Origin of the sequence: Clostridioides difficile ATCC 9689 = DSM 1296 (assembly GCF_001077535.1) — a bacterium.
GTDB classification, from domain to species: Bacteria; Bacillota; Clostridia; order Peptostreptococcales; family Peptostreptococcaceae; genus Clostridioides; species Clostridioides difficile.
This window is the reverse complement of record NZ_CP011968.1, coordinates 1,901,551-1,914,982: the sequence shown is the minus strand read 5'-3', so window position 1 is coordinate 1,914,982 and position 13,432 is coordinate 1,901,551. Positions and strand designations below refer to the sequence as shown.

At 27.6% G+C, this 13,432-nt stretch carries 11 protein-coding genes; 2 read left to right on the top strand and 9 right to left on the bottom strand.

Annotation, left to right across the window (positions count from 1 at the left end):
* Positions 1–128: 128 nt before the first annotated feature.
* The 5 genes from CDIF1296T_RS09255 to add form a co-directional block, all read right to left on the bottom strand.
* Positions 129–2,516 (bottom strand): cell wall-binding cysteine protease Cwp13, encoded by a 2,388-nt coding sequence (locus tag CDIF1296T_RS09255; protein ID WP_009896883.1) that lies wholly within the window; start codon positions 2,514–2,516, stop codon positions 129–131.
* Positions 2,517–2,707: 191 nt separating this feature from the next.
* Positions 2,708–3,463, bottom strand: a complete 756-nt coding sequence (locus tag CDIF1296T_RS09250) for an acyl-CoA dehydratase activase (protein WP_009896882.1) — start codon at positions 3,461–3,463, stop codon at positions 2,708–2,710.
* Between the two features lie 24 nt (positions 3,464–3,487).
* Positions 3,488–4,639: a double-cubane-cluster-containing anaerobic reductase gene (locus tag CDIF1296T_RS09245; protein ID WP_004454390.1), complete on the bottom strand. Its 1,152-nt coding sequence runs from the start codon at positions 4,637–4,639 to the stop codon at positions 3,488–3,490.
* Between the two features lie 215 nt (positions 4,640–4,854).
* The gene (locus CDIF1296T_RS09240) at positions 4,855–5,595 is read right to left on the bottom strand and encodes an EcsC family protein (RefSeq protein WP_004454391.1); all 741 of its coding nucleotides are present in this window, start codon (positions 5,593–5,595) and stop codon (positions 4,855–4,857) included.
* Positions 5,596–5,666: 71 nt separating this feature from the next.
* Complete coding sequence (add, locus tag CDIF1296T_RS09235; protein WP_009889699.1) at positions 5,667–6,656, bottom strand: adenosine deaminase; 990 nt, start codon at positions 6,654–6,656, stop codon at positions 5,667–5,669.
* 259 nt (positions 6,657–6,915) lie between these two features.
* Here add and CDIF1296T_RS09230 point away from each other — a divergent pair, with 259 nt between their 5' ends.
* Entirely contained in the window at positions 6,916–8,169 is a 1,254-nt protein-coding gene (locus CDIF1296T_RS09230; RefSeq protein ID WP_009896881.1) for a sodium/glutamate symporter, read from the top strand.
* Between the two features lie 96 nt (positions 8,170–8,265).
* A complete protein-coding gene (locus tag CDIF1296T_RS09225; protein WP_003423664.1) occupies positions 8,266–8,490 on the top strand; it encodes a FeoA family protein in 225 nt (74 codons plus the stop codon).
* A 653-nt stretch (positions 8,491–9,143) separates the two neighbouring features.
* On the opposite strand, the gene CDIF1296T_RS09215 is transcribed toward CDIF1296T_RS09225, so the two are convergent.
* The 4 genes from CDIF1296T_RS09215 to grdF all read right to left on the bottom strand — a co-directional run bounded on the left by CDIF1296T_RS09215 (position 9,144) and on the right by grdF (position 13,354).
* The gene (locus CDIF1296T_RS09215; protein ID WP_009896879.1) at positions 9,144–9,578 is read right to left on the bottom strand and encodes a hypothetical protein; all 435 of its coding nucleotides are present in this window, start codon (positions 9,576–9,578) and stop codon (positions 9,144–9,146) included.
* Positions 9,579–9,667: 89 nt separating this feature from the next.
* Positions 9,668–11,026: a sensor histidine kinase gene (locus CDIF1296T_RS09210; protein WP_009896878.1), complete on the bottom strand. Its 1,359-nt coding sequence runs from the start codon at positions 11,024–11,026 to the stop codon at positions 9,668–9,670.
* A 1-nt stretch (position 11,027) separates the two neighbouring features.
* Positions 11,028–11,744 carry a LytR/AlgR family response regulator transcription factor gene (locus CDIF1296T_RS09205; protein WP_225548886.1) on the bottom strand — a complete coding sequence of 239 codons (717 nt, stop codon included), beginning with the start codon at positions 11,742–11,744 and terminating at the stop codon, positions 11,028–11,030.
* A gap of 302 nt (positions 11,745–12,046) precedes the next feature.
* Positions 12,047–13,354 (bottom strand): sarcosine reductase complex component B subunit beta, encoded by a 1,308-nt coding sequence (gene grdF, locus CDIF1296T_RS09200; RefSeq protein ID WP_077715845.1) that lies wholly within the window; start codon positions 13,352–13,354, stop codon positions 12,047–12,049.
* Between the last annotated feature and the right edge of the window lie 78 nt (positions 13,355–13,432).

Sequence of the window (13,432 nt, the reverse complement as noted above, 5' to 3'; positions counted from 1 at the left end):
TTTAAAGCTGAAAATAAAATTTTACAATCATTGATTATCTTATTTATCAATAATTTAAAGTAATTATTTTCAGCTTTTATTAAGATAAATTACTAATAGACACTAGTATATGTTAATACTTAAGTACCTTATTTAGCACTTTTTAATTTTACTAACTCTTTAAATGCATTTTTATTTGCTCCTCCACCAACTTGAGTTACTTTTTCTAAAGTCTTATTTTTAAGAACTTCTTTTTGGCTATCAGCTAATTTATCACCAACTAAAATTACTGGTGACCCAGTTTTTGCTCCTAAAGGACCAACTGCCAATCCATCTATTAAATCATTTTGATTCTTGATTCCATTTTTAACTACAAATGCATTTTTTAAAGTATCTTTTTTATAAAAATTATCTATTATCTTTGAATTAGTTTCGTCTCTACTACTACCAGATAATCTAGTTGGATTTTTTAACTTACTTTCTAGATTGTTTGATAGGGATGCTGTTCCTCCAATAATATAAGATTTCTCTATATTTAATGAATTTAGAAATTCATCAGCTCCTTGCAATTCGCTCTTTTCATTTGCAAGTATGATTGGTATGTTATTTTCTGCTGCTGCAGCGCCTACACTAATTGCATCAGCTAATCCTTTCACTCCATTTACAACTGCTATTTGAGATACATTTTTTATACCATTTAACTTTTGAGCTAATAATAAACTTGTCTTGTATCTATCACTTCCTGATATTCTCTCTATCGATATATTTAAGCTTTTTAATTGTTGTTCAATTTCTTTACTTATAGAATTTTCTCCACCTATTAGGTATACTTTCTTAGCACCTAATCTCTGTATCTCAGCTTTAGTTTTTGAATTTAAAGCTTCTTTTTGTGTCAATAATATTGGTGAATTTATAGCAGATGTAAAAGGAGTTGCTGCCAATGCATCTACTATTGAACTGCCATTTACTAAAACTACATTTTCTGAAGAATTGAAACCATTTTGACTAACTTTGATAGCAGTTTCATATCTATCACTACCAATTAAAGACTCATTTGGGATACTCTCACCAGAAGACTTTTCTGTAACAGCTTTTATAGTAAAATTACACGGATAGAAGTTACTATCTCTATTTATATCAAAGAATTTTCCAGTATTATCTATGATATAACTTTCACCTAAATTAGCTTTTGCTTTAAATGTATCATATCCTGGTACATTTGACTCAGAACCTATAGTTGACTCTCCATTTTTCCCCTCTATACTGACTACAATTGCACCCTTTCCTTCTGGTATATCAAAAGAATCAATTGGAACTGTTATGTATCCTGAATATTGGGCAGTACCTTCTTTTAATTTTTTCATATTGTTTTCTTGAGGTATACCATTTACTACTGGAGCATAATATACTTCATACTTAGCTCCTATACTTTCAGTTAAGAACATTACAGATTTTAAAGTTTCATCGCCTCTATTGAAATCAAATACATTTGCAGCTGTTATCTTTTTTGAAATTAAAGGTACAATACTTGCATAGTCATGTTGATACATCTTCTCATCATCATTTGGTTTTTTACCACCTTTGATTGAAAAATTATCTATATCAGACATAAGTGTCTTGTCTTCATAAGATATCCAGAAATATCCACCCTCAGAATTATAATCTCCCCAGCTATTTTTTATTAACCAAGCACCATTTTTTGATGGTCTAATATTTGAATTAAAATTATCTTTAGAATAGTTATCATCCCAACCTACAATTGAAATAGCATGATTTGTATTAAAACTTTTTGTTGGACAATAATATGAATTTTGGTCATCACTTTGATATTTAATATCTTCATAATAACCAGATGTTACAGCTCCATACTGTAATATAGCATTTTTTGTAGAATTTATGTCATTGCTTACACACACAGCATCTGTCACATTAAAAACAGTAGGTGCTGTATTCATATTAGTTGGTTTTTTTGCTCCTTGTGCTTTAGATACTCTACCATTGTATGGGATATCTTTTTCTAATTTAGGACCTGACCAAGATGTTAAATATCCCATAGCTTCATAATTTAAAGCACCATTCATATCATTTACAGACCATCCATATTCACCATCTGAAGCCCACCATCTTAAGTGTTCTTCTGATAAATCATAGTCTCCATAATTATTTAACTTTAAGAAACTTTCTAAGGTTGCCATTGCAGCAAAATCCCAACAGATTCCTAAATCCTCTTGATTTTTTATTGATGTCATAAGACCTAATTTTCTAGGGTCATAAGATGTTGGAGCTGTTCTTCCTTTACTTTGGATTTGAGTACCTTCCAACTGATATGGATTTGGTATAATCCCATTATATTTTTCTGTACGTCCATTTTTAGCATCATTTAGATATTGTTTATACGTCTCACTGTATTCTGCTTTTTTTATCTGATTCAATGTATTGCTATTGTCAGCTGATACAGGAATTGTTGACATGACTAAAATAGATATTAAAAACAGCGCAACAAACCTTGTTACTTTTTTTGAAGTAAATTTTTTCACGCTTTCTCCCCCTTATTTTGAGCTAATTTTTAAAATTATAATGTTATATATGACTAAATATCAAGTATTTACAAATATACAATCATTTAAATCAATTATACCAAAGTTTTCCTTTATAAATAAATAAAATAAAATAAAAAACTGAATTTATTTATAATAAATTCAGCTTCTCATTTTCTTTTTATATGTTTTTATCTAAATCCTATTACAGCAGCTCCTAAAGCTCCTATTATTTGAGTATCTTCTGCAATAAAAATTTTTTTACCCAGTATTTCTTCTATCATTTTTACTAGTTCTTTACTTTTTGCAAGCCCTCCAGTAAATGCAACTTCATCTATTACCTCACCTCTTGCTAACATTGAGGTGGATTTATTTGCAATAGATTTAAGTATCCCTGCTGCTACCTCTCCAGTAGAAATGTTTTGAGCTAGAAGACTTACAATTTCAGACTCAGCAAAAACTGTACACATACTAGATATATTAACTGGTTCATATCCTTTAGCTAATGTATCTATACTTTCAATATCGCTTCCTAAAAGGTTAGAAGTAATCTCTAAAAATCGACCAGTTCCTGCAGCACACTTATCATTCATTATAAAGTTAAATACATTTCCATCTCTATCTAAATTTATAACTTTACTATCTTGACCACCTACATCTAAAATAGTCCTTATGTTATTGTTTAAAAAGTAAATACCTCTAGTATGACAAGTTATTTCTGTTACTTTCTTATCAGCAAAATCCATTACTCCCCTTCCATAACCTGTACCTACCACCTTTTTTATATCTTTTTTGTCAATTTCACTACTTAGCAACTCATAGACCTGTTTAGATGTACTTTTAGGGCTCCATCCAGTTGGTATAATTATTTTCTTAATAATTTTTTCACCATCAAATAGCACACCCTTTGTTGCCACTGACCCTGAGTCAACTCCTATACTAAACATAGTTCCTCCTACTTTTATTTATTCCTACAACATCTCTACAAACGCTTCAAATCTAGTTCTTAATTGTTCAGTATCTGATTTTGAATAATCAGTTTCAAGAGACATAAATGGCTTATTTTTTTCTTTTGTAACAAATTCTCTTATTCTATAACTTTCTATATTAAATGTATGACATGCTTGTAAAACTACATCTATTACAGCATCTACATTATATTCATCTATTATTCTATCTAATAATTCAATACGATTGTCATTATTCATCATACAAGAACAACCTATATTTATATATTTTTGTGTTAAAGCATCATATACATCTTCTATTTCTTCATCAACCAATAAATCGTTTGATCTAATAGCTCCACAAAGTTCATATGCAACGACTGATGCCCCTGCATCTTCTAAAGTTTTAACTATTTTTTCGCTTATTCCACCAATAGGAGAACCTGTTATCAATATTCTTGGCTTATCTTTTTGAACAGGACATTCACCTTTTTCATATCTTTCTTTCATATCATCTATAACTTTTCTTAAAGAATGTTTAAGTTCTGCACGGTCAAATTTAAAACCTGCTTGATATAAAACATTATGTAACTCAAGGCCTGTAAGTGCAGATGGTTGTAATTTACCAAGTGCATAAAACTCTTTTAAAAGTTCTCTTTCTTCATTTTTATCTTTTATAGCAGTTCTTATATCTTCTTCAGTTATAGTTACACCTAAAGATTTCTCAACCTCTTCTTTTAATCTTATCATTTCATCTTTCCAAAGTTTATAGGCAAATTCTCCTTTTGAAGTATTTGGCAAATGCATTACATATGTTGGCTTAACTTTTGCAAGTTCTTCATACATTTTTTTCTTACCATCACAAGTGGTTTCTCCTATCAACAAATCAGAAAAATAGAAATAAGGACAGGTATCTGTTATTGCATGTCCATAGCTTGATTTAATTAAAGGACAAAGATTTCTTGGAAGCACCCTTTCTGCATCAGGTATTGGCTCTTCACTAACACCGCATACACCTACTACAGTTGCTCCAGCTGCCATTGGAATTTCAACTGGAGTAAATGTACAGAAAACTCCAACCATCTTTTTCCCACTTTCCTTAAGTTCCTTTGCATTTATAAATCCTTTTTGTCTAGCTTCATTGAAGCTATCAAATTGTTTTGGCAAATTTGTCATGAAAATATTCCTCCCAATTACTTCTCTTCATAATTCAATCTCTTCGTAATTCAATTTGTATCTTAAGCAATAAAAACTAAATTTTTCCATTAAAATACAAACCTCTACATTAGATTCTATCATGCTTTACCTTTTATCCATAATTGTTTTTATCAATGCAAAATTAGATACATATAGATATATTGTATAACTAATTTTTTATGTTATAATTTTTCTTATAACTTAAGCTCTCGAATCCTCAATCTATAAGCAGACACAGCAGTTTCACATAATTTATCAATTAATTTTCCATTCACATAAAATCCTACAAATGCTCCTATTCCAGGCATTAGTTGTAAAAACTTAGCTAAATCTAAATAATCCCTATACTCTTGTTGAAATGTTCTCCAATCAAAATCATTGATGTCTTCTGGTAGACTATTTACATATTCATCCCAGTTATTCATCAATTTAAAAGTTTTGTTTATATGCTGTTGACTAGAAAAAGCCAACTGTAATATATTTAATATATAAATCCTTTCTCTATAATCTTTAACATCATATCCATATATTGAAGCTACATCATATAAAAATTTCACTTTAATACCTAAAAGCAAAGGAAAATCAGATAAACCTAAGAGGATTCCTCCTGCCCCTGTTCCTGCCCCTTCAATCATTGCTGTAGTCTTGTAAGTTTTAGCTTTTTCTAAAACTAATTTTTCTCTTTCTTCTAATGACATATTTCTAAGTGGTGGCTTTGTAGCATATTTATATCCAAACAGTACGGTTTTTGTCATTACTTTTATAGAAGAAGTAATTATTTCATGATATTTATCTGGCAATACTCCATTAAATTTATTCTGTATACCCTTTGATGCTTTGTCAAATATAGAAGGTTTCTTTAATATATTTTTCTTCCATTCTTCAAGTTCTTTTTTGACTAGTTTAATATAAACAACATCTTCATAATCTTTCACATTTTTTCTCCTAATACAATGTATTTTTGTCAATTTAATAGCTTAATTTAAAGTTTAAATATTTTTATCTATTAAATTAAACTATTCAAATACTCTTTAGTTTCTTTATCTGCAAAACTAGCTTCTACTGCATTTCTATAAATTATTTTATAGTCTTCTAATCCTAGTTTAAAAGTATCAAATATAACATTTAGTTCTGAACTTAAATTTATATCTGATACAGTTCTATTATCAGTATTTATACTTACATGTAAATTATCTTTATAAAAAGTATAAAATGGATGTACCTCATAAGAATCTACTGTCTTAGTTTGTACATTACTAGTTGGACATAATTCAAGCAATATTTTTTTATCTTTAACTAAATTATACGCCTTTTTATGGTCTTTAATTTTTACCCCATGACCAATCCTATCCGCCTTTAAAATATTTATAGCATCCAATACATTTTCTCCACTTGCAGCTTCTCCTGCATGTATTGTAACTTTATATCCATATTCTCTTGCTAATTTAAAAACATCTTTATATTCCTTACAAAATCCCTCTTTCTCTGGACCACACAAGTCTACTGCTACAACACCTTTATTTACAAATGATTTCCCTTCTTCAATTACTAATAATGCCTCTTTTGAGGTCATTGTTCTCATACAACCTAATATTAAATTGCCTTTTATATCATAAATACTTTCAGCTTCTCTAATTCCTTCAATTATACCCTCAATTATATTTTTAACACTCATACCTTTTTGGGTGTGAAGTAATGGTGCAAATCTAATTTCAATATATTTTACATTTTCTCTACTTGCATCTTCCAAAAGTTCAAAAGTAATTCTTTTTAAATTTTCCTTAGATTGCATTACTTTTAAGGGTAAATCAAATTTTTCTAAATATTCATCTAGTGAAGTACAATTAAAAGAAACCTTTGCTAATTTTTTTATTTCATCCATATTATTTGAAGGTAAATCTATTTTCTCTTTAATAGCTATATCAAGCATGGTTTCTACTCTAACACTTCCATCTAAGTGGCAATGTAAATCTATCTTAGGTAAATTTTCAAACATTTTATCCTCCTACTGTACTTATAAATAATACTATCAACAGATTTTTAAGTCTTATTTCTATTATATCAATATACTACGGTTTTTAATTCTAAAAAAGTCATATCTCATTAAAATATTTTAATTTAATTTATGACTATCTAATTATATCTACTGATTCTTTTTAATATACATTTATTAATATACATTTGATAATAAAATTTCAATACATAAGAATTTAAGTTATATAATTAAAACTTTGAATTACAAAGGAGGACTTATTTTGATTACCTTAAGTTTTGATATAGTGCAAACCTTGACACTATCTATATTCTTCTTTTTAATTGGTAATTTATTGAATAATAAAGTTAACTTTTTAAATAATTTCTGTATACCTGCACCAGTAATAGGAGGTCTATTATTTTGTTTTCTAAATTTATTTTTTAAATATTTTAATATAGCAGATATATCTATAAGTGGAAATTTAATGCCAAATTTTATAACTTTCTTTTTTACAACTATAGGACTCGAAATAAGCATAAATCTTATAAAGAAAGGGGGTAGTGTATTATTTAGATATTGGATTTTGTGTGGAGTATTGGCATTTTGTCAAAATATATTAGCTATTACAATATCAAAGATTATAAAACTTGAACCTCTTTTAGGGCTTATGTGTGGAAATGTATCTATGGAAGGTGGTCATGGTTATTCTGCTGCATTTGGACTTACAATAGAAAATCTCGGTATAGAAGGAGCAGTTGGGGTTGGATTATCTGCTGCAACAATAGGACTTATTATGGGTGGTATATTGGGATGTCCTGTAGCTAAATTTCTAATAAATAAATATAAATTAAAACCATCATCAAATATAGACTTGTCGATTCCTAGATATAATAGAAATCTAAAGAGATTTGGAAGTAAATTTTTTAGAAATAAGAATAGGATAAAAAATAATAACTTCTCCGAAACAATAACACCATCTGTATTTTTGGAACAGGTTCTTCTCATATTTATTTGTATAAATACAGGAGAAATTATAAGTAGATGCTTCTATATAACGTTTAATATACTATTACCCTCTGTTGTAACTTGTATGTTTTCGGCTGTTATTTTTAGAAATTTAAATGATAAGATAAATATACTAGAATTAAATTTTAAACTTATAGATTTTTTAAAAGAACTTTCATTGGGAATTTTTTTAACTTTATCACTTATGAATATAGATTTATTTGAATTATCTACATTATTACCTCCTATTCTCTTAATAGTAACTTTTCAAGTAATCTTTATAATCCTATTTTCAATATTTATTTGCTTTAGAGTACTTGGAAAAGATTTTGATTCTGCCATCATAATAAGTGGTTTGATTGGACATGGAATAGGAGCTACTCCGAACGCTTTGGCAAATATGAGTTCTTTGACACAAAAATATGGTGATTCTCCAAAAGCCTTTTTGGTTGTACCATTAGTAAGTGGTTTTTTGCTAGATGCTATTAGTATCCCATGTATACTATTTTTTATAAACATACTAACTTAGTATGTTTATTTTTTGTTATATATTGACAATTTGCTCTTTTTGTTATATATTATAAATATAAAGTTTGATAATGATTTTCATTAGGAGGTGTTAATAATGACTGTTTACAACTTAAAACTTGGACAAAAGGGAATTATAGACAATATAGCTGGAAATGAAAAACTTATGAAGAGACTTCTAGCCTTAGGACTAATAGATGGCACTGAAGTTGAAGTGAAAAAGATAGCTCCTCTTAATGACCCTATAGTGATTAGATTTAGAGGGTTTGACTTAGCTATTAGAAAATCTGATGCAAAAAATATAAATTTAAAAAATAATTAATATATAATAAAAAAGAGATTTTAAATCTATTTTCAGGCCATCAACATTCTATGTGTTGATGGCTTTTTAAATTCAATCATGTTGTAATACAGATAATCAACAGTTAGATAATGTACAGTATAAAAAATTTATATTAATTTATGTAGATATAGTTATGTTATTGACTCATATTTACTTTAATGGACAGTTCAAACAAACGATAGAACTGTATAAGCAAGCATTTAATGCTACTGTTAAAACATTGATTGAAGATTCATGTTATCTGCTTATTGTTCATAATGAAATAGTCATTCATAATAAGTTCTTAATTTTAAACGATTTTGGAAACAAAAATGGTGTTTCAATATCAGAAGGGTATCAACCAACATATAAAATTCAAACGGCTTCTTGATTTTATTAAATCAAAAAGCCATAAGTCAACAATCTAAAAAGAGATTTTAAAATCTCTTTTTTTGTTTATGTATAGATAAAATTGAATAAGTATTTAAACATTATATACTATGTAAAAGTTATCAATATAGACTTGTAAATAATAGTTATAAAACCACATATAAATGTGCTAACTGTAAATAAATATGTGGGTCTTTAAAATAAAGTGTGTATTCTTCTAAAAAGTGGTGATAATTAAAATATTAACTATTTTTATAAATAAACTATATAGGTCTATTAAATTTTACTTTTAAGTTTTTATCATCTTGGAGAACACGATAAGTATTATCCCATTGTTCGTCTACATTGCTTCTTTCAAAAACATCATATAGTTGTTTTACATTTTCATTATTAGAAGGTTCTTTTTTTCTCTCTAATAGATTATTATTTACTTCTGAAACATTATTTTCTTCTTTATTTGTTTTTTTTGCTTTATTTCCTTTTAACTCTTGAATTTTATTTTCAATCTCTTCCATTTCTTTTTTTAAAGCTTCTATTTTTAATTTGGCTGTTTCACCATCAATACTTTTATCACTTCTTACTTTCTCTATTTCATCCTGTAATGATTTTTTCCTTTGTTCTAAGCCTTGTACCTCACTTTGACAACTATCTAAACCATTTGTAATTGGTGCTTGACCATTTATATTTCCAACTTTCATTTTAGTAACCTCCTCATTTCTATATATCAAACTTTCTCTATTCAAATACATAATATAGCTTACAAATACTATTTTCAATGAAATTGTTCTCAAATACTAGCGCAATGTAATGAAATAACCAGCAATACATTTATTTGAAAATAATCTGATGTCTTATCTATACTTATAGCCCCTTGATATTTTTTAGCAATTTCTTTTATATTTAAAAGACCTATACCTGAACCACGTGTATAATTATTTATTGGATTATAGCTATTTTTTATTTCTATCATAAAAAATCCACCTTCTAACTTAGTGGAAAGCTTTAAATACCTATTTTGTTTATCTACAACTCTACAAGCTTTAATTGCATTGTCAATAGCATTAGCAAACACTATACATAGGTCAAAATCGTTCATGTTAGTGCTTTGGGGTATAATTACTTCACAATCTACCTCTATGCCTAATTGTTTTGCTATACTTAATTTATTGTTGAAAAGAGCATCAATAACAATATTCTGTGTATTACAAGAAAATGATAGGTCACTTGTTACTTTTTCAAGCTTATTTAAATAATCTTGTGCTTTTAAAATTTGGTCTTTTTTCAACAATCCATTGACAATAGCTAAATGATTATTAAAATCATGTCTAAAGGATATAGTTTGTGATAATCGTGATTTCGCTTCTTCAATATAGTTTTTTTGAGCATGAATCTGTTGATTCATAATTGCCCTCTCCTTGTCATCTTCGAGAGCTTGAATTAGTTTCTTAAAGGTAAATAGAGAAAAAAATACACATATAGTTCCAATTATAGAAAAAAGAAAAGCTTGAATTTCTTCAGTTATAGAAGTATTTAATAGCAGCTTTACAATCCCAAGACTTGTATCTATATTTATATTTGAACTATATTCAAATGATTGCATAAATAATATTATAAGCAACAATGGAATCATCAAAATTGCTATATATTTATCAAAGTTCATGACCTTAATATTAAACTTTTTAGAACTATACCAATATATAAATCCAGCTATTATAATAGTAATTAAAGAAGATAGTCCCATATTTATATCAAATTTATAAATATCTGTATTTATATCACTAGTAAATATCAAGTAATTTAATGGAGCTGTAAATCCATATACTAATTGTTCAATTAAATATACTAACAAAGTTGATACTATAGATAAAACAGTAGATTGTTTTATTATGTACTTTACAAATAAAAAAGTCATAAGAAAAAATAGAATCTGTGAAGAAAATAAATTATATAAATTAAAATATGTATTTATAATGATTAAAAAAATTGAAATTATCGAATATAAAATAAAACACCAAAATTTTGAATTAACATTTGTAAAACTGATTAGAAAATAGTATTGCACTATTACCATTAAAATTCTATATACAATAAAAGAAAATAAAAAACTGTACTTTAAAAATAAATCGGAAGAAAATAAATTAATCATCTTATATCCTCCTATTTTTCATGAACTCAAGCATAACTTTTGAAAATATTTGTTGACGTAGTCTAGAAACAGGTATTCTATCTCCACTTTCCATAACTGCATTACCATTTTCATATCCATATACATATTGTAAATTGATTATATAACTACGATGACACCTAAAAAAATTTGTTGGTAAACTTCTCTCTAAATTTTCAATAGTCTCATAATAATCTACAGTCTCTTTCTTTAAATGAACATAAATCTTTCTTTTTATAACTTCACAATATAAAATATCAGCAAGTTTTAATTTCCAATATGAATAACCTTTTTGTATTGTGATATAATTACTTTCATTATCCTCGAGTTTTGTAACTATTTTATCCAAAGTTTTATATAGTTTCTCATTAGATAGAGGTTTTATCAAATAATTTATAGCATCTACTTCAAAAGCATCAAATACAAATTCATTTAAAACTGTAACGAAAATTATAAAGCACTCATTACCATATGACCTTAATTTTCTAGCTGCCTGCATTCCGTTAATCTCTTCCATCTGTATATCTAAAAATACAATATTAAACTTTTCATGATTGCATAGTAAATCTTCTACTTTATTAAAAAGCTCTATATTATATAATAAATTCTTCTGCTTCATGTATAATTCTATATTTTCCTTTAAATGATTTAGCATATAGGATTCATCATCACAAATGGCAATTGAAATCAATATATACACCTTCTTTCTTATCATTATTCTAATTATTATATAAAGTTAATTTTTTCTGTTCAATTAATCTGGTTTAATATGTTGAATATTTGTTCCAAAATGTAATAATCTCACTTTTCATAGTATATCTAATTTGAATTTGTGTATCAATATTATAATAAACTAATTTATCACTTTTATAAATTTAATTTAAAAATATGCAAATAATATGCAACTTTCGAATTTACCTAATAAAAAAAGATATCGTAAAATAATTTTAAAAAATTATTTTTTGATATCTTTTTTTATTTCAGTGTTGTGTTGTATTTTTATTATTCAAATACTGTTTGTTCTTCTATATCTTCTGTTAGTGCATTTAAAGCTTTTAAAACTATATTCTTTCTAATTTTTTTACTTTCCTCTTCTCCTAACATAGGATTTCCAAGTGGATATGGTATCCCTACTGCTGGAACAATTCTATTAGCTCCTATTGTAAGTGATATTGGTACTACTGTACATATATGAACAACTGCTATACCAGCTCTCTCAATCTCTTTTACCATCGTTGCTCCACAACGAGTACAAGTACCTCATGTAGAAGTTAAAATTACAGCATCTACATCATCTTCTAACAATTTTTTAGAAAACTCTTCTCCAAATCTCTTAGAATTGCCAACACTCGTTCCTGTTCCTGTAGTAGTTATAAAATAATCTACTAATTCTCCAATTACACCTTCTTTTTCAAGCTCTCTAACTACATCTAGTGGTACAACTAAATTTGGATTTTCAAGGACATATGCTCTATCATACCCCCCATGTATAGTTGTAAATTCTTTATTTGACATAGAATCCATATCTGTTAAATCGTAAATTCCATATTTAGTAGCACTTGAAGATTCAATTTTGTCTGGATTATCAATTGGAACTATCCCTCCAGAAGTTACTAGGGCAAGTTTTATCTTAGATAAATCTTTAACAGGTTTCATAGGTGTAACTCTATCAAATTCAGGCATTGGATACTCAGTTTCAAAGCTTTCCCCTTTCATCTTTTTAACCAACATATCAATTGCTCTTTCAGACCCTCTAAGTTCATGGAAGAAATTTTTTCTTATTCCTCTCATTATATATCCTTCCTCTTCAGGAGGTCCTATTTCCTCATCTCTAACCAATTTAAGACCTAGTTTCGTCATTATTGGAACTACCTTTCTAAGACTTGCTGCTGAATTTCCTGTAGACACTATATGCAAATCTAATTTAAACATATCTACACCTGGATTTTCTTTATACATGCCTGTAATTACAGGAATATTTAACTCTTCTTCAACTGCCTTACAAATAGTCCCACAAGCTACTCCATATCTACCTGCATTAAATGCTGGGCCTGCAATAAATAAATCAGGGCTTTCTTCTTTTATCATTTTTAAAAGTTCTTGAGTTGCACTCTCAATATTTTCACCAAAATACGTATCTCCGCAAATTACAGTTGAGATTATCTCTGCACCATCATTAAATTGACTCTGAAATGCTATTCCAGGTCCTACTACACCAGCCCTTTTTTCTGGCGGAATATCTGCTTTTTCCTCTCCACCTATACCAGCAAAGAAATTGTTTATATAATGAACCACTCTGATTTTACTCATCTCTTAATCCTCCAAATCACTTTATAGTTATTACATCAGTTAGACCAATGATTACATCAACAGAACTTTATATTCAAA

What these genes read in the sequence shown, in the direction of transcription:
- CDIF1296T_RS09215 (WP_009896879.1), bottom strand. Translation starts at nt 9,578, where the DNA reads ATGAAAGTTGGAAATATAAATGGTCAAGCACCAATTACAAATGGTTTA.
- CDIF1296T_RS09210 (WP_009896878.1), bottom strand. Translation starts at nt 11,026, where the DNA reads ATGATTAATTTATTTTCTTCCGATTTATTTTTAAAGTACAGTTTTTTA.
- CDIF1296T_RS09245 (WP_004454390.1), bottom strand. Translation starts at nt 4,639, where the DNA reads ATGACAAATTTGCCAAAACAATTTGATAGCTTCAATGAAGCTAGACAA.
- CDIF1296T_RS09225 (WP_003423664.1), top strand. Translation starts at nt 8,266, where the DNA reads ATGACTGTTTACAACTTAAAACTTGGACAAAAGGGAATTATAGACAAT.
- CDIF1296T_RS09250 (WP_009896882.1), bottom strand. Translation starts at nt 3,463, where the DNA reads ATGTTTAGTATAGGAGTTGACTCAGGGTCAGTGGCAACAAAGGGTGTG.
- add (WP_009889699.1), bottom strand. Translation starts at nt 6,656, where the DNA reads ATGTTTGAAAATTTACCTAAGATAGATTTACATTGCCACTTAGATGGA.